The following is a 23,326-nucleotide window of genomic DNA, read 5'->3' as shown; positions in this document are numbered from 1 at the left end:
GCAGTGAATTCCATACAAAAAATGCTTCCTTAAGTTAAGGAAGCATTTTTTGACTGTATAATTGAAATAGCTGGATTCTCAGTCAATAAACTCATCAAGTTCTGGACTTTTTCCGCAGACACTTGTTCAATCAACTCGATGATTTCTTCATGCGGTTGGTGTCTTTGCAATAATAATTCGTTTTTTCCATTGCGGCTCATCCGGGAGGAAGTGCTTTCCAAACCGAGAATGACATTGCCTTTCAATTGTTCTTTCGTATCTTCGATTTCTTCGCGCGTCAGACCGTTCGTTTTAATCGCCGCGAGTGTATCCAGGATCACTTCCTGCAATTCCGGCATCTGTTCATTTGAAGTGCCGCCATAAATCGCTAGTGCCCCGTGGTCTGAATACGCCGAATGGTAGCTATAAATCGAATACGCAAGCCCGCGCTCTTCCCGAATTTCTTGGAATAGGCGTGAAGACATGGAACCGCCAATGACATTATTCAATACCGCCAAATTGAAAATATCAGGATGCTGCATTGATAACCCCGGGTATCCGAGGCAAAGGTGCCCTTGTTCGGTTTCTTTGGTTTTAAAGGAGTGGCCTGCAGTAAAATCAGGAAGCAAATAGTTTTTCGGCCGGTTTGTTCTGTTGAATGTTCCGAAAAGCTTCTCGATCAATCGAATCAATTCCGGCGTAATATTTCCCGCTATCGAGATGACCGTATTTCGAGGGGTATAATGCCGCTCCATGAAATCTTCGATCTTTTCTTTTGTAAAACTTTGCAGCGTCTGGACCGTCCCTAAAATCGGCGCCCCGATCGAATGGTGGGGATACATGACTTTCCACAATTGTTCGTGGACATCATCATCCGGCATATCTTCAGTCATGCTGATTTCTTCCAGGACCACTTGCCGCTCTTTATCTATTTCCACCGGATCCATTTTCGAATTGAAAAACATATCTGCCAGCACCGTCACCGCAAGTTCTGCATGATGGTCAAGCACTTTCGCGTAATAGCAGGTATATTCTTTTGATGTATAGGCATTCATGTCTCCGCCGATGCGGTCAAATTCCCGGGCAATTTGTTTCGCCGAACGCGTTTCCGTTCCTTTGAACAGCATATGTTCAATGAAATGCGTTAATCCATTTTCTTCAGGCAGTTCATCTCTTGAACCGGCATTTACAAAAACTCCAACAGCCACTGAACGAAAATGCGGAATTTTTTCAGAAACGATCCGCAGCCCGTTTCCGCATACATGTGTATTTACCAAATTTCTTTTCCCCCTAATTTAAGAAAAGCGCCAACGCTCTTCAGGCTTTTGGCCTGGAGCGCTGATGCTAAGTTGCAGTTGTCCCTAATTATCCTGCCATTTGAAAAAAATTGCCAACATAAGCTGGCAATTTCGTTGAAGATCTTATTGGTTTTCTTTTTCAGCTGCTTCTTTTTCTTCTTTCAAGACCACTTTGCGTGAAAGGTTGACGCGCCCTTGACGGTCGATTTCAATGACTTTCACTTTGACAACTTGATCCATTTTCAGAACGTCTTCTACTTCTTTCGTACGCTCTTCCTGAATTTCAGAAATGTGAAGAAGCCCGTCTTTGCCAGGGAATAGTTCGACAAAAGCACCGAATTTCTCAATGCGCTTCACTTTGCCTTCGTAGTATTCGCCGACTTTCGCTTCACGTACAATATTTTCGATCATCGCTTTGGCTTTCGCATTCATTTCTTCGTCTACAGATGAAATGAAGATGGTGCCGTCTTGCTCCGTATCGATCTTAACGCCTGTTTCATCAATGATTTTATTGATGACTTTACCGCCAGGTCCGATCACATCGCGGATTTTATCAGGATTGATCTTCACCATGATGATTTTCGGTGCGTATTTAGAAAGCGTCGTTCTTGGTTCAGCAATTGTTGCAAGCATCGATTCGAGGATATGGATCCGTCCGATTTGTGCTTGCGTCAACGCTTCCTCCAAAATTTCACGGGATAAGCCGTCAATTTTAATGTCCATTTGAAGTGCTGTAATCCCTTTTGCCGTACCTGCCACTTTAAAGTCCATATCGCCAAGATGGTCTTCCATCCCTTGGATATCTGAAAGAACTGTATAGTTTTCGCCTTTTTTCACAAGGCCCATCGCAATACCGGCAACCGGCGCTTTCAATGGTACACCTGCATCCATCATCGCAAGCGTTGATGCACAAATACTCGCTTGGGAAGTAGATCCATTGGATTCAAGAACTTCCGCCACTAAACGGATCGTATATGGGAAATCTTTTTCGTTTGGAATAACCGCTTCAAGTGCCCGTTCACCAAGTGCCCCGTGCCCAATTTCACGGCGGCCCGGCCCACGAAGGAATCCAGTCTCACCTACTGAGAACAACGGGAAGTTGTAATGGTGCATAAAGCGCTTTGTGTCTTCAATGCCAAGGCCGTCGATGATTTGAACATCGCCTAAAGCACCTAGCGTACAAATGCTCATTGCCTGCGTTTGCCCACGCGTGAATAATCCAGAGCCGTGTGTGCGGTTCAAGATGCCCACTTCGGAAGATAATGGACGGATTTCAGAAGGCGTACGGCCATCCGGACGGATTTTCTCATCCGTAATCAGGCGGCGCACTTCATCTTTGACCATTTTATCAAGAATTTGGCCGGCTTGTTTTTTCACCGCTTCATCCGATTCTTCATATGCAGCCAAAGCGCGTGCTTTCACTTCTTCAATCGCTTCGTTGCGCGCTTGCTTTTCATTGATTTGGACTGCTGCATTCATATCAGCTTCTACCGCTTCTTTCAGCGTAGCCGTCAATTCAGCATCCAATTCATAAAGCTGGATTTCCGTTTTTTCTTTGCCGACTTCAGCTGCAATCTGTTCCTGGAATTCGATCAATTTCTTGATTTCTTCATGGCCGAACATGATGGCTTCCAAAATGACGTCCTCAGAAACTTCTTTCGCTCCAGCTTCTACCATGTTGATCGCATCTTTTGTACCCGCTACAGTCAAGTTGATCGAACTTTGCTCAAGCTGCTCGTTTGTCGGGTTGATGATGTATTCGCCATCGATCATCCCAACGATAACGCCCGCAATCGGGCCGTCAAATGGAATATCTGAAATCATAAGCGACAGCGATGATCCGAACATAGCGGCCATTTCAGACGGGCAATCCTGGTCGACTGACATAACCATCGAAATGACTTGGACTTCATTGCGGAAGCCGTCCGGGAATAGCGGACGGATCGGACGGTCGATTAAACGGCTTGTCAGCGTCGCTTTTTCAGAAGGGCGCCCTTCGCGTTTAATAAATCCGCCAGGGATTTTGCCGACTGCATATAAACGCTCTTCATAGTTTACAGTCAATGGGAAGAAATCCAATGGTTTTGGCGTTTTTGATGCAGTGGCAGTAGAAAGCACTGCTGTATCGCCGTAACGGATCAGGGCAGCTCCGTTTGCTTGTTTTGCCAACTGGCCAACTTCAACTTGCAATTCGCGGCCGGCCCAATCGAATGTATAGACTTTTTTCGTTTGCTCCATAATCGAGCTCCTCTCTCTTACAATGTTTCACTATATGTATCCAATAGTTGTATCTAGTGTATCAAAAATCCAATCGGAGTGCGATTGAATGAGATAAATTTTATCCATAAAGAAAAAGCGGGACGAATCCCGCTTTTACTAATTGCTATTATCGGCGTAAGCCTAATTTTGAGATAAGCTCGCGGTAGCGTGCTACATCGTTCTCGCGCAAGTATTTAAGCAAGTTGCGACGGCGACCTACCATTTTGAATAGACCACGACGTGAGTGGTGATCTTTCTTGTGAGTACGCAAGTGTTCGTTCAAGTTGTTGATGTCTTCTGTAAGAATGGCGATTTGAATTTCTGCAGACCCAGTATCCGTGTCATGCACTTTGTATTCATTGATCAATTCATTTTTACGTTCTTGAGTGATTGCCATACTGTTTCCACCTCCTAATTTCTGATATCCCCTATTACCGAGCAAACGTTGGTGATTCGATTTGCCAAGCAACGGTTCGTACGTTTTCAGTACTTTGTAATGATAGCATAAGACATTTCCAAAATCAACTATGCGCCTTATTTCCTCTCAGCAAAATATGCGATTGCTGTTTCTTTGTCTTTCTGGATTTGTGCCTTCAGTTCATCAATGCCCGAGAATTTCTGTTCATCGCGAATGCGCAGCAACCAGTCGACATCCACCATCTCGCCGTAAATATTCCGATCGAAATCGATGATATAGACTTCAATGGTATTTTTCTTAATATCCGGATTATTGAAAGTCGGTTTATAGCCGACATTGCAGACGCCGTTATAAAACTGGCCTTGAACGCGGATTCTCACCGCATAAACGCCGCGTCCGGGTACAAAACTGCCGATTTCCGGTTCAACGTTGGCCGTCGGAAATCCGATGGTTCTTCCGCGCTTATCGCCGTTCACAACGGTGCCGGAAATTCGGTACGGCCGGCCGAGCAGCCCGCTCACTTCTTTGACATCCCCTGTTTTCAGCAAACTGCGGATGCGTGTCGAACTGATTTTCTCATCAGCTTCGATTTGTTTTTCGATGGTCGTAACTGCAAAGAAACCTTCGCCTTTTTGCTGCATCGTCTCCATATTGCCTTTCCCTTTACTGCCGAACGAATAGTCAAATCCGGCAGTCACGTGGACCACATTCAGCCCTTTGATGAAATGCTCAATAAATTCATCGGGGCTCAGCTGGGCAAAATCGGATGTGAACCGCACAATAAAACAGATGTCCACGTTCATCGATTCGAGAATTTCCATTTTCTTTTGCAGCGGCGTGATGTAAAATACTTCTTCTTTTCTGCCGCCGAGAACTACGGAAGGATGCGGATCGAACGTCATGACCGCCGACTTGATGTTTAATTTTTTCGCTTGGGCTATTGCTTCGCCGATTACACGCTGATGCCCTCTATGTACGCCGTCAAAAAATCCAAGCGCGAGTGAAATCGGACCGAAGGGCGCCTCCGGTTCAATATGATTGGGATAACTTAAATGAATGATTTCCATCTTACACCTCGTCCATCTTCGGAGAACCGAACATTTTTTCAGGCTTCATCTTGTCCGCTTTTTCCGGGTGCCGCTTATAAAGTGCAAGCGGCTCGCCTCCGACTGTGAACACCAGGAATTCATGTTCTGCCATGAGCGGATGACGGTCTAGAACCTGCCCATTTTTAATCGCAAAAAAATCTTTGCGGTCGATTTCAAAAAATGGAAAGCTGCTAAGCCCGTAACTCAACGGTTTCAAAATTGTGCCGATAGCTCCATTTTGAGCAAGTTCCTCCACTTCGGCAAGTGTTTTGCAGTCTCCAGCATCAAATTTTCCAGAAGCCGTACGCGTGAGTTTCGACATATGCGCCGGGTAGCCGAGCTTTTCCCCTATTTGAACAGCCAATGTCCGGATATACGTCCCTTTGCCGCATCGGATGCGGATTGAAAATTTCAGCTCTTGGCCGCTCCACTGCTCATCATCGCTTAGCAATTCAATGGAGTCGATGCGGACAGTGCGTTTCGGCCGTTCAACAGGAATGCCTTGCCGCGCGTATTCATACAACTTTTTCCCATTCACTTTCACAGCGGAATACATTGGTGGAATTTGCGTAATTTCACCCGTCAAGGCTTCCAGTGCTTCCAGCAATTGTTTCCGCGTAACCGCCTTTTCAGAAAGGTCCGATTCTACAATGGCGCCAGTCGCATCTTCTGTTTCGGTCGAAAAGCCGATCGTTACTTCCGCTTCATACGTTTTGCCTTGGTCGGTAATGTATTCAGCCACTTTAGTGGCTCCTCCGATGCAGATTGGCAGCACGCCGTCGACTTCAGGATCCAATGTTCCTGTATGTCCAACTTTTTTTGTTTTCAGGATTTTTCTTAATTTAAAAACGCAATCGTGCGAAGTCATGCCTTTTTCTTTCCATAGCGGAAGCACTCCGTTAATAGCCATTCCTTGCCAACCCCTTTTTCAATATGTATAAAAAAAGCCTGCTTATCTAATAGTAGACAGCAGGCTTTTACTAAGCTTGGACGGCCAGATTTTCCCTTCTGTTATAAAAGGGACGGCCGCCGGCAAAGTTGAACTTGCACTGATTTGCCGCTAATGCACTGGAAATCAATGAAATCCTTATTGGTCTTCTTTTGGCTCTTGAATATCACGCAAAAGTGAATCAATCCGATTTCCGTATGCAACAGATGTATCGAATTCAAAAGCGAGCTCAGGCGTTTTGCGCAGGCGAATCCGTTGGCCGATTTCCGACCGAATAAACCCTTTCGACTTCGACAGCCCCAGCAAAGTCTGTTCTTTTGTTTTTTCATCGCCTAGTACAGAGATATAAACCGTCGCTTGCTGCAAGTCCCCGGTTACTTCTACGTCCGTTACCGTAACAAAGCCGATTCTCGGGTCTTTCAGTTTGCGGCCGATAATATCGCTAAGTTCTTTTTTCATTTGCTCGCCTACACGATTAGAGCGCATTGTCATTGATTATTCACCTCGTTCTCACAAATATTCTTGATGAACTTCAAGACATTCCCATGCAGGATTGCTTTCCAGATAATAGAGCACTTGCGCCATTTCTTTATCTGCCACTTCTTTCGAGGAAGCGACAGTGACAAAGGCCAGGCGCGTGCGCTGCCATACATTCTGGTGGTCAATCTCTGCCGCTGAAACGTTGAATTTCTGCTTGGAACGGGTCAGCATGCTTTTCAGGACCGCCCGTTTTTCTTTTAACGAATGCGCAACCGGAATGAAGAATTCACATTCCATGTAGAGGATCATTTGCGTTCGATTTCTTCCATTACGAAGGCTTCAATAATGTCATTTTCTTTTACATCGTTGAAGTTTTTAATCGTGATCCCGCATTCGTAGCCTTTAGCTACTTCTTTAGCGTCGTCTTTGAATCGTTTCAATGTATCGATTTCACCTTCGAAAACGACAATTCCTTCACGAATGACTCGAACGCCGCTGTCGCGCGTAATTTTGCCGTCGATTACATAGCTTCCGGCAATCGTTCCGACTTTAGAGACTTTAAACGTGCTGCGGATTTCCGCTTGGCCAATGACTTTTTCCTCAAATTCAGGATCAAGCAAACCTTTCATGGCAAATTCAATCTCTTCAATTACTTTATAAATGATACGGTGCAAGCGAATATCTACACCTTCAGCTTCTGCAGCACGTTTTGCATTCACATCCGGACGGACGTTGAAGCCGATAACGATGGCGTTTGAAGCAGCGGCCAATGAAATATCAGATTCGGTAATAGCACCGGCACCAGTGTGGATAATTTTTACATTTACACCTTCAACATCAATTTTCATAAGAGATGCAGCCATCGCTTCAACTGCGCCTTGAACGTCAGCTTTCACAATAAGGTTCAATTCTTTCATTTCCCCTTGCTTCAACTGATCAAACAAATTGTCGAGGGTAACGCGTGTTTTTTCAGAACGCTGTACTTGAAGTGCAGAAGTTGCACGGGTTTCACCGACCTGGCGAGCCGTTTTCTCATCTTCGAACACCACAAAGCGGTCTCCTGCTTGAGGCACATCGTTTAATCCCGTAATTTCAACTGGAGTTGACGGGCCGGCATCTTTTACGCGGCGGCCAATATCATTGACCATCGCACGGACGCGTCCGTAAGTATTGCCGACAACAATCGGGTCTCCGACGTTCAATGTTCCATCTTGGACGAGCAAAGTGGCAACAGGTCCGCGGCCTTTATCAAGTTCCGCTTCAATTACCGTACCGATAGCACGGCGTGCTGGATTCGCTTTTAATTCTCCTACCTCAGAAACGAGCAAGATCATTTCAAGCAGCGTATCGATCCCTTCGCCTTTCAAAGCAGAAAGCGGTACGAAAATCGTGTCTCCACCCCATGCTTCCGGAACTAAGCCATGCTCGGTCAATTCTTGCATGACGCGGTCCGGATTAGCGCTTGGCTTATCCATTTTGTTGACTGCGATGATGATCGGCACTTCTGCAGCTTTCGCATGGTTGATCGCTTCCACCGTCTGCGGCATTACACCATCATCTGCGGCTACTACGATAATCGCAAGGTCGGTAACTTTCGCTCCGCGCGCACGCATTGTTGTAAATGCAGCGTGCCCTGGTGTATCAAGGAAGGTGATTTTCTTGCCATTTTCTACTACTTGGTATGCACCGATATGCTGGGTGATCCCGCCGGCTTCGCCTGCAGTCACTTTCGTATGGCGGATTGAATCCAGCAATGTAGTTTTACCATGGTCAACGTGGCCCATGATGGTAACAACTGGCGGACGCTCTTCATTCAACGTTTCATCTTCTGCTTCGAAGTAAACTTCCAAGTCAGATTTATCAACGATGATTTCTTCTTCCACTTCCACTTCGTATTCTGCACAGATCAATTCGATCGCATCTTTATCCAGTTCTTGGTTAATGGTAGCCATAACGCCAAGCATGAATAATTTTTTGATGATTTCAGAAGGCTCGCGGCCTAATTTTTTCGCTAATTCACCAACTGTCAACGATTCAGAGAACGTAATTTTAGCTGGAAGTTCTTTTTCTTTTTTAGGCATTGGCGGCATCGGGTTTGCTGGACGCTGCTGCTTTCCTTTGTTGCGGTTGCGGTTTCCGCCGCCTGGACGGTTTGAGTTGCGCTGTCCTGGTCCTGCAGTCGGTTTTGCAGCTTTTGGCGTAAAGTTAGAGCCTCTCGCTGCCGGTTTGTTTTGCCCCTGTCCGCTTTGTGGACGGGTTTGGCCGCCGCCTTGCGGACGAGACTGGCCTTGTCCGGATGGACGCGAACCACTTTGCCCCCCCTGAGGACGGGATCCTTGACCGCCTTGTGGACTTTTTTGTGCATGCTGCTGGCGGGTTTGCGTTTGCATGCGCTGCCTTTGTGCAGATTTTTTGTAAATGCCGTCCAATTTGGAAACAGCGTTGTCCTCTAATGTAGCCATATGGTTGGCCACTTCAATATTTAGCTTTGATAACTGGTCAATAATTTCTTTGCTCGGTTTGTCTACTTTTTTAGCGTATTCATGTACTCGAATTTTGGTCATCTGCTCACCCCCGGTTTTTTTCGTCGAACAAGCTTATCAGTTTTTTGGCAAATCCTGAATCCGTGATTGCAATCACTACTCGTTCTTCTTTGCCGATTGCATGTCCAAGTTCGAAACGTGTTCCGAATACTCGAATCTCGACATCATATGATTTGCATTTATCATGCAACTTCTTGCTTGTATTGTCTGAAGCATCTTCAGCCAATATGATTAATTTTGCGTTTCCATTGCGGACTTCGTTTACGGCCATTTCCTCCCCAGTGGTGGTCATGCGTGCACGAGTCGCCAATCCTAGTAGTTGCAGGATTTTTTGATCATTCATTATTTTTTCAACTGCTCTCTGCGGACAACGCGAATTAATTCGTCGTAAATTTCAGCTGGAACTTTAACTTCCAATTGATTGTCCAAAACTTTCTTTTTCTGCGCCAAGGCGATCGCGTCTTCCGATTTGGAAACGTATGCGCCCCGGCCTGATTTCTTGCCCGTCAAGTCGACAAACACTTCGCCTTCTTTTGTGCGGACAACGCGAATCATTTCTTTTTTAGGATGCATCTCGCCTGTAGCTACACACTTCCGAAGTGGAATTTTCTTTTGCAGAGCCAACCGACATCACCTTTTCTTTCTTATTCTTCTTCGTTGTAGAAATCGAAGTCATCTAATTCTTCACCAGATTCGACCAACTCGATTGATGAGTTTTCATTCGGATAGATTCCGAGTTCACGGGCATCCGTCTCACTCTTGATATCGATTTTCCAGCCTGTCAATTTCGCAGCTAAGCGTGCGTTTTGACCGCGTTTGCCGATTGCCAGTGAAAGCTGGTAATCCGGTACTACTACTGTTGTCGATTTATCTTCTTCATTGACTTGGACATCCAAAACTTTGGAAGGGCTAAGCGCATTGGCCACAAAAACAACCGGCTCTTCCGACCATTCCACGATATCGATTTTCTCTCCGCTCAGTTCGTTGACAATCGTTTGGACGCGTGCACCTTTTGCTCCGACACATGATCCTACAGGATCGATGTCTTCACGGTGTGCGACAACCGAAATTTTCGAACGGTCACCCGCTTCGCGTGCGATAGATTTGATTTCGACAATTCCTTCGAAAATTTCCGGAACTTCGTTTTCAAACAAACGGCGAAGAAGGCCCGGATGTGTACGGGACACAAATACTTGCGGTCCGCGTGTTGTACGCTCAACTTTCGTGATGTAGACTTTGATGCGGTCATGAGGCTGGTAAGATTCATTCGGCATTTGTTCCGTCTGAGGAAGCACCGCTTCTACTTTTCCAAGGCCAACATAAAGATTGCGGGCATCCATGCGCTCCACGATGCCGTTGACGATATCATCGGCACGGTCAACGAATTCTTCGAAAATCAATCCGCGCTCCGCTTCGCGTACGCGCTGAGTCACGACTTGTTTCGCAGTTTGGGCAGCAATGCGGCCGAAATCACGAGGTGTCACTTCTTCCTCTACAACATCTCCAAGTTCATAGGCTGGGTTGATCGCCTTTGCATCTTCAAGCGAAATTTGCAGACGGTCATCTTCCACATCTTCCATGACATCTTTGCGTGAATAGACGAGCATCGTACCTGTTCCCAAGTTCAAATCTACGCGAACATTCTGCGCCTGGTTGAAATTGCGTTTGTATGCTGTCACTAAAGCAGCTTCAATCGCTTCAATCAGCACTTCTCTTGAAATCCCTTTTTGTTTTTCCAAAGCATCCAATGCTTCTAGCAGCTCATTGCTGCTGTTTTTGCTTGTTTTCTTGCTTTTAGCCATTAGTCAATTCACTCCCAAGTTTCTTCAATCAGGTTTCACAGAAAAGTCAATTGCCAAACGGATGACGGCAATTTTTTCCCGTGGAATCACAATTGTTTTTCTGCGTGTTTTGATTTTGATTTCAATTTCTACTTGTTCTTCATTATACGACAGCAAATATCCTTCGAATTCTTTTGCATCTTCAACGGGTTCATACGTTTTGATATAGATGAATTTTCCGATGGCCATGTGGAAGTCCTTGTCTTTCTTTAACGGACGCTCCGCCCCCGGAGAAGAAACTTCCAAGAAGTAATTCTGTTCGATCGGATCGATTTCATCTAAAATTTCACTTAATTTTTCACTGACCACTGCACACTGTTCAATATCGATCGGCGCTTCCGGATTGTCGACAAACACCCGTAAAAACCAGCTGCGGCCTTCCTTTACAAATTCCACATCCACGAGTTCCAAATTCAGTTCTTCGATGATGGGCATTGCGAGTTGTTCAATTTGTTCTGTAATTTTGCTCATACGTGCCTCCTGCCAAATTTATGCCATAACAACAGAAAAGAGCGGGAGATCCCACTCTTCTGCGACAGAGCTATCAGTAAATGTTACTACAATAATACCATAATGATCGGAATGGTGCAAATGCCTAGAAGAGCGACAACTGGTTTGCATCAGGCATTCCTTCAAGGCAGCCATGGTCGTCCATGTATTCAATGATCGTTTTGGATACGCGGCCTCGCTGCTGAAGATCTTCTTTTGACAGGAATGTCCCATGTTCCCGAGCGGCGACAATCGATTTGGCAGCGTTTGTCCCGAGCCCGGGAATGGCGTTGAACGGCGGGATCAATGACGTTCCATCAATGATGAATTCATCCGCTTTCGATTTATACAAATCGACTTTTTGGAAAGTAAATCCGCGTTCCACCATCTCTAGCGCAAGTTCCATAACCGTCATCAAGTTTTTCTCTTTTGTCGATGCCTCTAAGCCTTTTGAATTGATCTCTTCTACCCGTGCACGGATGGAAGAAGAACCTTTCGCCATGGCATTGACATCAAAATCTTCAGCGCGCACCGTAAAGTACGCTGCGTAATAAAGGATCGGGAAGTGCACTTTGAAATAAGCGATCCGCACAGCCATCAATACATAAGCCGCGGCGTGGGCTTTCGGGAACATGTATTTGATCTTTTTGCACGACTCAATATACCAGTTCGGCACGCCTTCTTTTTTCATTGCTTCTTCCATTTCCGGTGTCAGCCCTTTACCTTTACGGACCGATTCCATAATTTTAAAAGCCAAAGAAGACTCTAACCCTTGGTAGATCAAATAAACCATGATATCATCCCGGCAGCCGATTACATCTGATAATTGGCAAGTCCCGTTTTGGATTAGCTCTTGTGCATTGCTGAGCCAAACATCCGTCCCGTGCGACAAGCCGGAAATCTGAACCAGTTCCGAGAATGTCGTCGGTTTCGTTTCTTCAAGCATTTGGCGAACGAAACGGGTACCAAATTCCGGAATGCCGAGCGTTCCGGTTTTACAGCCGATTTGCTTTTCCGTTACGCCAAGCGATTCTACTCCTGAAAAGATTTTCATCACTTCCGGATCATCCGTCGGGATCGTTTTTGGATCAATGCCGGATAAATCTTGCAGCATGCGGATCACCGTCGGATCATCGTGGCCCAGAATATCCAGCTTCAGCAAATTATCATGGATGGAATGGAAGTCGAAATGCGTCGTTTTCCATTCTGAATCCTGTGCATCCGCCGGGAATTGGATCGGCGAGAAATCGTAAATGTCCATATAGTCCGGAACAACAATTATCCCCCCTGGGTGCTGCCCTGTACTTCGCTTAACGCCTGAACATCCCTGCACGAGGCGATCGATTTCAGCTCCGCGAAGCGTCATGTCCCGGTCATTGGCATAGCCGCGGACATAGCCGTAAGCGGTTTTTTCTGCGACTGTACCGATCGTACCCGCACGGAATACATTGTCTTCCCCGAACAATTCTTTCGTGTAGTTGTGGGCCCGTGCCTGGTAGTCGCCACTGAAGTTCAAATCGATATCGGGAACCTTGTCCCCTTTAAAGCCTAAGAACGTTTCAAATGGAATGTCCTGCCCTTCTTTTTGGAAAGGGATGTTGCAATCCGGGCAAAGTTTGTCCGGCAAATCAAATCCGGATCCAACGGAACCGTCATCAAAAAACTCCGACTTCTGGCATTTCGAACAAATATAATGCGGCGGAAGCGGATTGACTTCCGTAATTTCCGTAAGTGTTGCGACCAGCGACGAACCGACCGACCCACGGGAACCGACCAAATAACCGTCGTCCAAGGATTTTTTCACCAGTTTATGGGAAATCAAATAGATGACCGCAAAACCGTGACCGATGATGGATTTTAATTCTTTTTCAATTCGGGCTTCGACAATTTCAGGCAGCTTTTCGCCGTAGATTTTATGGGCCATATTATAGCTCAATTCACGGACCTCTTCATCTGCGCCTTCAATTTTCGGCGTATACAAATCGTCTTTGATTGGTTTGACCGTATCAATCATATCTGCAATGCGATTCGAATTTTCAACGACGATTTCATGCGCGGTTTCAGTGCCAAGAAATTCAAAAGCATCCAGCATTTCAGTTGTTGTACGGAAATGGACTTTCGGCAATTTATGGCGATTCAGCGGATTGGCTCCACCCTGGGAACCGATCAGCACTTGTCTGAAGATCGCATCGTTTTCATTTAAATAATGGACATTGCCTGTTGCAACGAGCGGAATTTCAAGCTTTTTGCTGACTTTCACCAATTTGCGGATGACGTCTTCCAAATTCCACTCATCCCGGATCAATTCGCGTTCGATTAAATGCGAGTAAACTTCTTTCGGATGAACTTCCAGGTAATCATAGAACTTCGCTGTCTGCTCGACTTCCTCCATCGATTTCTGCATGACCGCTTCAAATACCTCGCCTTTGTCGCAGCCCGAGCCGACCAATAATCCTTTTCGGTGGCGCTGCAGCAGCGAACGCGGGATGCGCGGCACGCGGTAAAAATAATCGATATGCGAAGCGGACACCAATTTAAACAGATTTTTCAAGCCTTCGTCATTTTGCGCAAGCAATGTGCAATGCGTCGGCCGCGAACGTTTATACGAATCTCCCCCGCCCACATAATCATTGAGCTCGTCATGGTAAAGAATCCCTTTTTGATGGGCTTCTTTCAACAGGTGCGTCAATAAATAAGATGTCGCTTCTGTATCATAAATGGCCCGGTGATGCTGGGTGAGTTCGATGCCGAATTTTTTCGCCAATGTATTCAAGCGGTGATTTTTCAATTCGGGATGCAGCATGCGGGCAAGTTCCAATGTATCGATTGTGGCATGTTTGGTCTCAATGCCATATTTTTTATAGCTGACATAGAGGAAGCCCATATCAAAGGAAGCGTTGTGGGCAACCATGATATGGTCGCCGGCCCATTCGTGGTATTTGCGGATCACTTCTTCAACTTCCGGCGCATTTTTTACCATGTCATCCGTAATGCCTGTCAAATCGATCGTCGTGGCTGACAATTCATGGTGCGGATTGGCAAAGCTCTCGAATTTATCGATGATTTGTCCGCCTTTGATTTTTACAGCGGCGAGTTCGATGATCGTGTCGTAAACCGCTGACAGGCCTGTGGTCTCCAAGTCAAAGACCACAAAGGTTTCATCTTCTAATAGGGCATGGCGCTCTTCGTAGGCAATCGGTACACCATCGTCCACCAAGTTGGCCTCCAACCCGAATATCGCTTTGATGCCATGCTTTTTGCTTGCTGCGTAGGCATCCGGAAACGATTGAACGCCCGCGTGGTCCGTAATTGCAATCGCAGGATGCCCCCATTTAGCCGCTTGCGCTACTAAAGAGTCCACCGAGGAAACAGCATCCATAGCGCTCATCGGCGTATGAAGGTGCAATTCCACCCGTTTTTGTTCTGCAGTATCTTTCCGGAAATCCGGTTTGATTTCTGCCATGTCCTGAGCCATCATGACCAAATCACGGACGAACGTATCCATTTGGATCGAGCCGCGCGCTCTCAGCCACATGCCTTTTTTCAGGCTGGCCATCAACGCTGCGTCTTCCTTGTCGCGCGAGAACATCTTCACAAGAATCGAATCGGTGTAATCGGTCATTTTGACGGTCAGAAGCGAACGGCCGCTTCGAAGTTCACGAACTTCCACGTCAAAGACGTAGCCTTCAATCGTTACTCGGCGTTCTTCATCAACGATTGATTTAATATCGGAAATGGCTTCATCCGGTTTGATTGCCGTACCCATTTGGAATGGCCCTGCAGGCACTCCGTTGTCTGCCCGGTCCGTTTCACGTTTCTTCATATCGGCGAGCGCTTTTTTCGCCATTTCTTCTTCTTCAATTTTGCGCTGTTCCATAAAGGCGAGATGGGCAGCTTCCTGATCGCCTTCTGCCAATTGGAAATCGATGCCAATGCGCGGGAAGCCGAACTGCTGGTATACTGCAGCCAACTTTTCCGTGTATTTGGATTTCAACGCCATCATTTCATGTTCATGGCTGCAGCAAAGCATCAGCTTGGAACCGCTCCATTCCGGAACTTGAGACAAAAGCTGATCCCGCAGCGGCGGTGCCATGTCAGAGAATTCTTCCACGACATATCTCCAATACTCAGTCACCAAATCGCCGTCTGCATTAGCCGTTTCACTTTGAATATTCAATTGGATATGAGCGATGCTTGAAAATGTCGTATGCAGGCGCTCTTTCAACAATAAGAATAATTCAAGCGGCAATACTTGTTTGACTTTGATCAAAAACCGCCATGTCCGCTCTTTCTTATGGACAGTCATCCGGGTTAATTCCGCTCCCTCAAAATATGGCATATGTACATCTTCTATAAGGTCGAGATGCTGAAGAAGTAGCTTGAAGCGCATCTTTGAATCTTGCTGGTTTGTCATAACTATCCCCTTCGTTAAAATGTATTCCCAAGATCTATAAACGAGTCTTTTATAAATGCTGATTTCCTGGAAAACCTCTGTTGTCCACAGCTTCTTCCGGTATCTAATACTTAGCCGCTTTGTGTAGCTGGCAAGTTAATCGATTCTTTCATTCTTGAACGGATTGACTTCCAAACAACTTTTCAAGAAACTGAAATTTCATTATTTCGGGTGAAAATAAAGAAAGGAAAGCACCTAAGTACTTTCCTTTAATCATATCAGATTTAGAGATTATTTTTTAAAGAATTGCTGCACTTGCTCCAATAATTCTTCGCGATTCCACTCGAATGTGTCGCCAGTACGGCGATCTTTCACTTCTAAAATTCCTTCTGCCGCTTTCTTGCCGATCGTTATGCGAAGAGGAATCCCAATCAAATCGGCGTCGGCAAATTTCACACCGGCGCGTTCATTGCGGTCATCCAGCAGCACTTCGTAGCGATTCGACTTCAAAAGTTCGTGCAGCTCTTCTCCGAGCGTGCGCTGCGTTTCATCCTTCATATTGACAGGAACCAAGTGGACTTCATACGGAGCAACTGCATCCGGCCAAGTGAAGCCGCTGTCGTCTTGGAATTGCTCGGCGATTGCCGCCACTACACGCGATACGCCGATGCCGTAGCAGCCCATAATGTAAGGCGTTGCTCGTCCCTGATCGTTCAGGAATGTCGCTTTCATATCTTCACTGTACCGCGTTCCCAGTTTGAAGATATGGCCCACTTCAATTCCTTTTGCAAAACGGATCGTACCTTGGCCGTCTGGAGACTGGTCCCCTTCTTGGACAAAGCGGAGATCCGCAAATGCTTCAACCGCAAAATCTTTTTCCGGATTTACGTTAATGTAGTGGAAGCCTTCTTCGTTCGCTCCCGTTACCCCGTTCACAATCGATTTAACGGCATTGTCTGCAAATACACGGATGGAAGCAGGCAATTGGATTGGCCCAAGAGAGCCGATTTCACAATTCAGCAATTCCTTTACTTCTTCCGGAGTCGCCATTTCGACGACCGTTGCCCCAGTTGCATGTTTCACTTTGACATCGTTGATTTCGTGGTCGCCGCGTGAGAGCACGACGACAAAATCTTCATCTGCTTTGAACACCAACGTCTTAATGCATTTTTCTTGTGAAACGTTTAAGAAAGCTGAGACTTCCGCAATCGTTTTCTGATCCGGCGTTGCCACTTTTTCCATTTCTTTCACTGCTTCTTCTGATTTTGGATACTCCATGTTCACAGCCGCCATTTCGATATTGGCTGCATAAGAAGATGAGTCCGAATATGCAATCGTATCTTCGCCAATTTCAGAAAGAACCATGAATTCATGGTTGTCTTTTCCTCCAATGGCGCCTGAATCCGCAATAACTGCACGGAAATTCAAGCCGAGCCGCGTGAAGATATTGGTATAAGCCTGCATCATCACCTCATACGTCTCATCAAGGCTTTCTTTCGTTGCATGGAACGAATACGCATCTTTCATTAAGAACTCACGGCCGCGAAGCAGACCGAAACGCGGACGCTTCTCATCACGGAATTTTGATTGGATCTGGAAAAGATTCAAGGGCAATTTTTTATAGGATTTGATTTCGTCGCGCAATAGGCTCGTAATGACTTCTTCATGCGTCGCACCCAGTGCAAATTCACGGTTGTTGCGGTCAGTCAATCTCATCAATTCGTCGCCGTAGGAATACCAGCGGCCCGTTTCCTGCCAAAGTTCTGCTTGCTGCAAAGCCGGTAGAAAGACTTCTACACTGTTGGCAGCTTCCATTTCTTCGCGGATGATCGTTTCCACTTTTTGCAGAACCCGTTTGCCCATCGGCAAGAAGGAATAGATTCCACTTGTGTTTTGGCGGATAAAGCCTGCTCTTAATAATAACTGATGCGATTTCACATCGGCATCTGCTGGCGTTTCTCTTAATGTAGGGATAAAAGTTGCTGATTGTTTCATTCCAAAATACACCTCAACTGACTATGAATTTTTAATAAAAGATGGAATTATCCAGACTCCAGCTGCACAACTCCTTGAACCTATGTCGCTTTTCTATTTAAAAGAAGAATTTTTGAATATCATTCCAGGTAACCACAATCATCAGGACCATGAGAAGCATGATTCCGACAAAATGGACCATCCCTTCTTTTTGGCGGTCTACCGGTTTGCCTCTCAACGCTTCAATGATAAAGAACATCAAACGTCCACCGTCCAATGCCGGCAACGGAAGCAAGTTCATGATTCCCAAGTTGATGCTGAGCATCCCTGCCCAACTCATTAACGTGAAAATACCGTATTTCGCTACTTCTTCTGTCGTTTTGTAAATGCCGACTGGGCCTGAGAGGGCGTCAATGGTAAATTGCCCGGTCACCAGCATCCCAAGCAAACGGAAAATTTCCTGGAACCAGAACACTGTCCGTTCTGCCCCGTATACGAAGGAGCCTAGAAAATCTTTCTCGAACGGGCTTTGGTATAGAACACCGATAACGCCGATTTCTTCGGGAGATTGTTCAGAAACTTCAGGAGTAATCGTGAAATTCAGTTGTTCTTCGCCGCGCTCTACTTGGAATGGCAATGGATTGCCTGCATTATCTTGGACAATCGCTACCAGCTCATCCCAATTCGCAATCGCTTTGCCGTCGATATTCGTCACTAAATCCCCGTTTTGCATGCCGGCTTCAGCAGCTGGGCTGTCTTCCGTCACTTCCGTAATGATCGGTTCATTCGTTGGAATTCCCTGCATCATCCCGAGTGCCGAGAAAATGAAGAATGCCAGGATAAAGTTAAATAACGGACCTGCAAAAATGGTCATAAAACGGTGGACAATGCTTTTTGAATCAAATTGGCGGTCATATGGCGCCAAGACGATTTCTTTGCCGTTTTCTTCGACAACTGCATCGCGGGCCACTTCGATGCGGACGAATTTCTCTTCTTCGTCGTATCCTTTAATGTAAAGCTCTTTTTCCAAATCGGCTTCTTCGACTTCCAGCAATAAAATATCCGGATACATCGTCTTTTGGTTCATGATCACTTTTTGGGCTTTGCCGTCTGCATTAAGCAAAACGCCAATGCGGTGACCAGCCTGAATCTGAATCGTATCCAAGTCTTCTCCAGCCATACGGACATAGCCGCCTATCGGCAAAAGCCGGACCGTATAAATGGTTTCACCTTTCGTGATGCCAAGAATTTTAGGGCCCATGCCTATCGCAAATTCACGGACCAGGATGCCAGCACGCTTCGCAAAAAGGAAATGCCCCAATTCATGAAAAAATACTAAAGCACCGAAAATTATGATAAACGATAATACTGTTTCCATATAAACCCATCCTTATAAACCGTTTCCGGTTTTAATCTTTAGCTATTTTAGCATGTTTTTAACGGATTTTCTTGTTTCAGCATCGACGTGCAGGATCGTTTCCAAATCTGGTGCAGAGATGACTTCATGATGGTCCATTGCGCGTTCAATCAATTCTTCAATTTGGAGAAACTTGATTTCTTCGTTTAAAAACATGGCGACTGCCTGTTCGTTTGCCGCATTTAATACGGTGGTCATCGTGCCGCCTGTTTTGCCCGCATCAAAAGCAAGTTTCAGTGCGTGGAAGCGCTCAAAGTCCATTTCACGGAAATGCAATTTCCCAAGTTCGGCCAAGTTTAAGCGCTTTGCCTCCGGACGCGGCAACCGGTCCGGGTAGGAAAGGGCATACTGGATCGGCACCCGCATATCCGGCGTTCCGAGTTGTGCGATGACACTCGTATCTTGGAACTCGACCATCGAATGGATGATGCTTTCCCGGTGCAGCAAAACGTCAATATCTGCATACGGAAAGTCGAACAATACATGGGCTTCAATCACCTCGAGCCCTTTATTGATCATGGTTGCCGAATCGATGGTGATTTTTGCGCCCATGGACCAGTTCGGGTGGTTCAATGCTTCTTTGACGGTGACGTTTTTCAGCTCTTCACGAGTCGAATCACGGAAACTGCCGCCGGAAGCCGTTAAAATCAGGCGGCTCGCCTGCTCCCTTTTTTCCCCGTTTAAAGCCTGGAACAAAGCAGAATGCTCGCTGTCTACCGGCAAGACATCCGCCCCGTATTTTTTGGCGCTGCCCAAGACCAGATGGCCGGCAGTAACCAAGGTTTCTTTATTGGCGATGGCAATCGTACGCCCCAATTTAATGGCTTCCAACGTCGGTTCCAACCCAACACTGCCGATGACTGCATTGACCAGCACATCCGCATCGTATGTAGCCGTTTCGATTAATCCGGCATGTCCGAAGACAAAGGAGACGCCAGGAAATTCTCTTCTAAGTTCAGTTGCATCTTCTTCTCTCTGTACACAGACAATTTCAGGCCGAAATTCTTGAATGAGCTGTTTGACCACTTGAATATTTTTGCCGGCAGAAAAACCGCGCAGCGTAAATTCTGTATGATGTTCTCTAATGATGTCTGCTGTTTGCATACCGATGGAACCGGTCGCTCCCAGTAAGATGATATTTTTTCCCATTCAATTAATTCCTTTCTTAAATGAAATGCAAAAAGTGAAGCAACGGCATGACAAATAGAATACTGTCGAAACGATCCAGTATGCCGCCATGCCCCGGCAAAATATTGCCGGAATCTTTCACGTTAAAATGGCGCTTCAAAGCGGATTCGACCAAATCGCCCATTTGCCCAAAAACAGAAGCGATGATCGAAACAGCGATAATCAGAAGCACCGGTTTTTCAAGGTCGACAAAAAAGTTGAAAATCAGCCCAATCGCAATCGCCCAGACAATTCCGCCAATAAACCCTTCGATGGTTTTATTCGGCGAAATTTCCGGCCAAAGCTTGCGTTTGCCGATTTTGCGGCCTGTAAAATAAGCGCCTGAATCCGTAAACCAGACCACGAGAAGGGCGAAGACCACAAACGCCAGCCCTTCCAAACGCGTTTCGATCAGGTAATAAAACCCGATTCCTACATATAATGTTCCGAGAATCGCAAATGCCGCATCGTCGAATGTGAAACTGTTCTTTACGACTACGGTATGGATTAACAGAAGAATAACTGCCAAGAATGCAATTTCAACTTTCACGTAGCCGGTTATTTCCGTTAAACCGATGGCCCATTTATCAGGAAGCATGAACGCATAAAGAGCGATAAGGGAAATGAGTCCCGGAATACTCCAAAGGGTTCTGCCTTTCATTTTCAAAAGCTCTTGCAGCCCAATCGTCGCAAGTGCGTAAGTAAGCAAGATAAACGGGATTCCGCCGATGATGACAAAAGGAATGAAAAGGGCAGCGGCTATAATCCCGGTGATGATCCGTTGTTTCAATTCGCTTCTTCTCCCTTCAATCCTCCAAAACGGCGGTTTCGCTGCTGATAGTTCTCGATGGCTTCAAGCAAAGACGCTTCGCCGAAATCCGGCCATAGCGTTTCAGTAAACCAAAACTCGGTGTAGGCCAGCTGCCACAGCATAAAATTGCTTAAACGGACTTCCCCGCTTGTGCGGATCAACAAATCAGGCTCTGGAAGCTGATTCGTCATCAACCCATTTGTAATGTGGTCTTCTGTGATATCTTCTAGGGCTAATTTTCCAGCTTGGACTTGTGCGGCAATGTCTTTCACGGCATCCACAATTTCTGCCCGGCTGCCATAGTTCAAAGCGAAATTTAAAATAAGGCCGGTATTGTCTTTTGTGGCTTCTTTTGCTTTTCGTATCGCTTCGATGGTATGCGACGGCAAGTTATGATGGTACCCCATCATTTCGACTCGCACATTTTCCTCTATCAATTCCGGAAGAAAAGTCGATAAGAACTCTTCCGGCAAACGCATCAAAAAGTCCACTTCCATTTTAGGGCGTTTCCAGTTTTCTGTTGAAAATGCATACAGCGTTAAAACACTTACCCCTAAATGATTGGCAAGTTTTGTGATTTTGCGGACCGTCTTCATTCCTTCGTGGTGGCCAGCTATTCTAGGCAATGAACGCTTTTTTGCCCAGCGCCCATTCCCATCCATAATAATGGCGATATGCGCAGGCACTTCTTCATTTGCCACGGCTAAGGCACGGCTTTCGTTTTCCGGCGCGGTATCGGCCATTCTTTTTAATAGTTTATTGAACATTATCTAATCCTCCACCTATTACAAATCGGCATGTCTAATGCTTATCATATCAAAAAAATCGCCTTCGTGCGCTTTCTTTCACGAAGCACTTGAATTTTTTGGCATAAAAAAGCGTCCTGTAAAACAGGACGCTTTATAACGAGTGAAAGTTCGATTAGACTTCTAAAATTTCTTTTTCTTTGTCTTTAGCCACTTCATCGATTTTCGCAATATACGAATCCGTCAATTTTTGGACGTCATCAGAATAGCTGCGCAAGTCGTCTTCCGTGATTTCGCTCTTCTTCTCGAGCTTTTTCAAATCATCATTTGCATCACGGCGAATGTTGCGGATGCCCACTTTTGCGTCTTCCGCTTCTTTTTTCACTTGTTTCACTAAATCCTTGCGGCGTTCCTCAGTCAACGCTGGGATGGCCAAGCGAATCACCGTTCCGTCGTTTGATGGGCTAAGGCCCAAGTCGGATTTCATGATGGCTTTTTCAATATCGCCCATGACTGTTTTATCATACGGCTGAATTACGATCAAGCGTGCTTCCGGAACAGAAATCCCCGCTACTTGGTTGATGGGTGTAGGAGCTCCGTAATATTCCACTGTCAGTTTGTTCAGGATCGAAGGGTTAGCACGTCCTGCACGGATAGAAGATAGTTCACGTGAAAAAGCTTGAATGGCGTTTTCCATTTTTGTTTTCGTATCGTTCAATACAGTTTTCGGCATTAGATTGATCTCCTCACTACTGTCCCGATTTTTTCACCGAGAACAGCCCGTTTTATATTTCCATTTTCCATAATTGAGAATACTACGAGTGGAATGTCATTGTCCATACAAAGTGTAGAAGCAGTAGAATCCATTACTTGCAGCCCCTGCTGGATGACGTCGAAATAAGAAAGCTCTTCGTATTTAACGGCAGTTGAATCTGTTTTCGGATCAGCTGAATAAACGCCGTCCACATTATTCTTCGCCATTAAAATCACATCCGCTTCAATTTCGGCAGCACGGAGTGCAGCTGTCGTATCCGTCGAGAAGTAAGGATTGCCTGTACCTGCAGCAAAGATGACAACCCGCTTTTTCTCTAAATGGCGAATTGCTCTTCTGCGGATATAAGGTTCTGCTACTTGGCGCATTTCAATAGAAGAAAGCACGCGCGTTTCAATGCCCTGCTTTTCTAAAGAATCTTGCAGCGCCAATGAGTTCATGACTGTCGCAAGCATCCCCATGTAATCTGCAGTTGCCCGGTCCATGCCCATTTCAGAGCCGATCTTGCCTCTCCAGATATTGCCTCCGCCTACTACTACCGCTACTTCAACACCCAGCTCGACCACTTCTTTTACTTGGCTGGCTACCGTTTTGATGATTTCAGGAGACAAACCGAAACCTTGTCCGCCTGCCATCGCTTCTCCACTTAGTTTTAGTACAATGCGTTTATATTGTTGAACACTCATCGGTACCCTCCATTAC

The 23,326-nt window shown here is 46.0% G+C and carries 20 protein-coding genes; all 20 read right to left on the bottom strand.

The features are described 5' to 3' along the window. Positions 1–29 precede the first annotated feature (29 nt). Positions 30–1,256: a M16 family metallopeptidase gene (locus BN1080_RS06890; protein ID WP_052651297.1), complete on the bottom strand. Its 1,227-nt coding sequence runs from the start codon at positions 1,254–1,256 to the stop codon at positions 30–32. Between the two features lie 144 nt (positions 1,257–1,400). Beyond that, positions 1,401–3,515, bottom strand: a complete 2,115-nt coding sequence (gene pnp / locus BN1080_RS06885; protein ID WP_052651295.1) for a polyribonucleotide nucleotidyltransferase — start codon at positions 3,513–3,515, stop codon at positions 1,401–1,403. A gap of 148 nt (positions 3,516–3,663) precedes the next feature. Then, the gene (rpsO, locus tag BN1080_RS06880) at positions 3,664–3,933 is read right to left on the bottom strand and encodes a 30S ribosomal protein S15 (protein ID WP_052651293.1); all 270 of its coding nucleotides are present in this window, start codon (positions 3,931–3,933) and stop codon (positions 3,664–3,666) included. Positions 3,934–4,070: 137 nt separating this feature from the next. Further along, on the bottom strand, positions 4,071–5,021 hold the full coding sequence (locus BN1080_RS06875; RefSeq protein ID WP_052651291.1) for a bifunctional riboflavin kinase/FAD synthetase: 951 nt from the start codon (positions 5,019–5,021) through the stop codon (positions 4,071–4,073). Position 5,022: 1 nt separating this feature from the next. Beyond that, on the bottom strand, positions 5,023–5,952 hold the full coding sequence (truB, locus tag BN1080_RS06870) for a tRNA pseudouridine(55) synthase TruB (RefSeq protein WP_052651286.1): 930 nt from the start codon (positions 5,950–5,952) through the stop codon (positions 5,023–5,025). 177 nt (positions 5,953–6,129) lie between these two features. Further along, a complete protein-coding gene (gene rbfA, locus BN1080_RS06865; protein WP_052651284.1) occupies positions 6,130–6,483 on the bottom strand; it encodes a 30S ribosome-binding factor RbfA in 354 nt (117 codons plus the stop codon). Positions 6,484–6,501: 18 nt separating this feature from the next. Further along, a complete protein-coding gene (locus tag BN1080_RS06860) occupies positions 6,502–6,780 on the bottom strand; it encodes a DUF503 domain-containing protein (protein ID WP_052651282.1) in 279 nt (92 codons plus the stop codon). Further along, positions 6,777–9,035 (bottom strand): translation initiation factor IF-2, encoded by a 2,259-nt coding sequence (gene infB, locus BN1080_RS06855; protein WP_052651280.1) that lies wholly within the window; start codon positions 9,033–9,035, stop codon positions 6,777–6,779. The genes BN1080_RS06860 and infB overlap by 4 nt, the downstream gene beginning before the upstream one ends. 4 nt (positions 9,036–9,039) lie before the next feature. Next, complete coding sequence (locus BN1080_RS06850) at positions 9,040–9,357, bottom strand: YlxQ family RNA-binding protein (protein ID WP_052651278.1); 318 nt, start codon at positions 9,355–9,357, stop codon at positions 9,040–9,042. Continuing rightward, on the bottom strand, positions 9,357–9,638 hold the full coding sequence (rnpM, locus tag BN1080_RS06845) for an RNase P modulator RnpM (RefSeq protein ID WP_052651276.1): 282 nt from the start codon (positions 9,636–9,638) through the stop codon (positions 9,357–9,359). Before rnpM ends, BN1080_RS06850 begins: the two co-directional genes overlap by 1 nt. Before the next feature lie 20 nt (positions 9,639–9,658). After that, the gene (gene nusA / locus BN1080_RS06840) at positions 9,659–10,816 is read right to left on the bottom strand and encodes a transcription termination factor NusA (protein ID WP_052651274.1); all 1,158 of its coding nucleotides are present in this window, start codon (positions 10,814–10,816) and stop codon (positions 9,659–9,661) included. Between the two features lie 24 nt (positions 10,817–10,840). Then, a complete protein-coding gene (rimP, locus tag BN1080_RS06835) occupies positions 10,841–11,326 on the bottom strand; it encodes a ribosome maturation factor RimP (RefSeq protein ID WP_052651272.1) in 486 nt (161 codons plus the stop codon). A gap of 124 nt (positions 11,327–11,450) precedes the next feature. Then, positions 11,451–15,758 carry a PolC-type DNA polymerase III gene (locus tag BN1080_RS06830; RefSeq protein WP_052651270.1) on the bottom strand — a complete coding sequence of 1,436 codons (4,308 nt, stop codon included), beginning with the start codon at positions 15,756–15,758 and terminating at the stop codon, positions 11,451–11,453. Positions 15,759–16,028: 270 nt separating this feature from the next. Then, a complete protein-coding gene (locus tag BN1080_RS06825) occupies positions 16,029–17,732 on the bottom strand; it encodes a proline--tRNA ligase (protein ID WP_052651267.1) in 1,704 nt (567 codons plus the stop codon). Positions 17,733–17,829: 97 nt separating this feature from the next. Next, positions 17,830–19,089, bottom strand: coding sequence for an RIP metalloprotease RseP (gene rseP, locus BN1080_RS06820; protein ID WP_052651265.1), 1,260 nt, complete (start codon positions 19,087–19,089; stop codon positions 17,830–17,832). Between the two features lie 42 nt (positions 19,090–19,131). After that, positions 19,132–20,277 carry a 1-deoxy-D-xylulose-5-phosphate reductoisomerase gene (gene dxr / locus BN1080_RS06815; RefSeq protein WP_052651263.1) on the bottom strand — a complete coding sequence of 382 codons (1,146 nt, stop codon included), beginning with the start codon at positions 20,275–20,277 and terminating at the stop codon, positions 19,132–19,134. 16 nt (positions 20,278–20,293) lie between these two features. Beyond that, the gene (locus tag BN1080_RS06810; protein WP_052651261.1) at positions 20,294–21,085 is read right to left on the bottom strand and encodes a phosphatidate cytidylyltransferase; all 792 of its coding nucleotides are present in this window, start codon (positions 21,083–21,085) and stop codon (positions 20,294–20,296) included. Then, positions 21,082–21,873 carry an isoprenyl transferase gene (locus BN1080_RS06805; RefSeq protein WP_052651259.1) on the bottom strand — a complete coding sequence of 264 codons (792 nt, stop codon included), beginning with the start codon at positions 21,871–21,873 and terminating at the stop codon, positions 21,082–21,084. The genes BN1080_RS06810 and BN1080_RS06805 overlap by 4 nt, the downstream gene beginning before the upstream one ends. Before the next feature lie 154 nt (positions 21,874–22,027). Beyond that, the gene (gene frr / locus BN1080_RS06800; RefSeq protein ID WP_052651257.1) at positions 22,028–22,585 is read right to left on the bottom strand and encodes a ribosome recycling factor; all 558 of its coding nucleotides are present in this window, start codon (positions 22,583–22,585) and stop codon (positions 22,028–22,030) included. Then, the gene (gene pyrH / locus BN1080_RS06795) at positions 22,585–23,310 is read right to left on the bottom strand and encodes a UMP kinase (RefSeq protein WP_052651255.1); all 726 of its coding nucleotides are present in this window, start codon (positions 23,308–23,310) and stop codon (positions 22,585–22,587) included. Before pyrH ends, frr begins: the two co-directional genes overlap by 1 nt. Positions 23,311–23,326: the final 16 nt, after the last annotated feature.

The sequence above is a fragment of the Planococcus massiliensis genome (assembly GCF_000821325.1).
In the GTDB taxonomy this organism is placed as follows: Bacteria; Bacillota; Bacilli; order Bacillales_A; family Planococcaceae; genus Planococcus; species Planococcus ruber.
The sequence above is the reverse complement of the archived record's forward strand: the minus strand, read 5'-3'. Positions and strand labels throughout refer to the sequence as shown.

Bases quoted from the DNA above. Each gene is read 5' to 3' on its own strand.
- pnp (WP_052651295.1), bottom strand. From the start codon at position 3,515: ATGGAGCAAACGAAAAAAGTCTATACATTCGATTGGGCCGGCCGCGAA.
- rpsO (WP_052651293.1), bottom strand. From the start codon at position 3,933: ATGGCAATCACTCAAGAACGTAAAAATGAATTGATCAATGAATACAAA.
- BN1080_RS06875 (WP_052651291.1), bottom strand. From the start codon at position 5,021: ATGGAAATCATTCATTTAAGTTATCCCAATCATATTGAACCGGAGGCG.
- truB (WP_052651286.1), bottom strand. From the start codon at position 5,952: ATGGCTATTAACGGAGTGCTTCCGCTATGGAAAGAAAAAGGCATGACT.
- rbfA (WP_052651284.1), bottom strand. From the start codon at position 6,483: ATGACAATGCGCTCTAATCGTGTAGGCGAGCAAATGAAAAAAGAACTT.
- BN1080_RS06860 (WP_052651282.1), bottom strand. From the start codon at position 6,780: ATGATCCTCTACATGGAATGTGAATTCTTCATTCCGGTTGCGCATTCG.
- infB (WP_052651280.1), bottom strand. From the start codon at position 9,035: ATGACCAAAATTCGAGTACATGAATACGCTAAAAAAGTAGACAAACCG.
- BN1080_RS06850 (WP_052651278.1), bottom strand. From the start codon at position 9,357: ATGAATGATCAAAAAATCCTGCAACTACTAGGATTGGCGACTCGTGCA.
- nusA (WP_052651274.1), bottom strand. From the start codon at position 10,816: ATGGCTAAAAGCAAGAAAACAAGCAAAAACAGCAGCAATGAGCTGCTA.
- rimP (WP_052651272.1), bottom strand. From the start codon at position 11,326: ATGAGCAAAATTACAGAACAAATTGAACAACTCGCAATGCCCATCATC.
- BN1080_RS06830 (WP_052651270.1), bottom strand. From the start codon at position 15,758: ATGACAAACCAGCAAGATTCAAAGATGCGCTTCAAGCTACTTCTTCAG.
- BN1080_RS06825 (WP_052651267.1), bottom strand. From the start codon at position 17,732: ATGAAACAATCAGCAACTTTTATCCCTACATTAAGAGAAACGCCAGCA.
- rseP (WP_052651265.1), bottom strand. From the start codon at position 19,089: ATGGAAACAGTATTATCGTTTATCATAATTTTCGGTGCTTTAGTATTT.
- dxr (WP_052651263.1), bottom strand. From the start codon at position 20,277: ATGGGAAAAAATATCATCTTACTGGGAGCGACCGGTTCCATCGGTATG.
- BN1080_RS06805 (WP_052651259.1), bottom strand. From the start codon at position 21,873: ATGTTCAATAAACTATTAAAAAGAATGGCCGATACCGCGCCGGAAAAC.
- frr (WP_052651257.1), bottom strand. From the start codon at position 22,585: ATGCCGAAAACTGTATTGAACGATACGAAAACAAAAATGGAAAACGCC.
- pyrH (WP_052651255.1), bottom strand. From the start codon at position 23,310: ATGAGTGTTCAACAATATAAACGCATTGTACTAAAACTAAGTGGAGAA.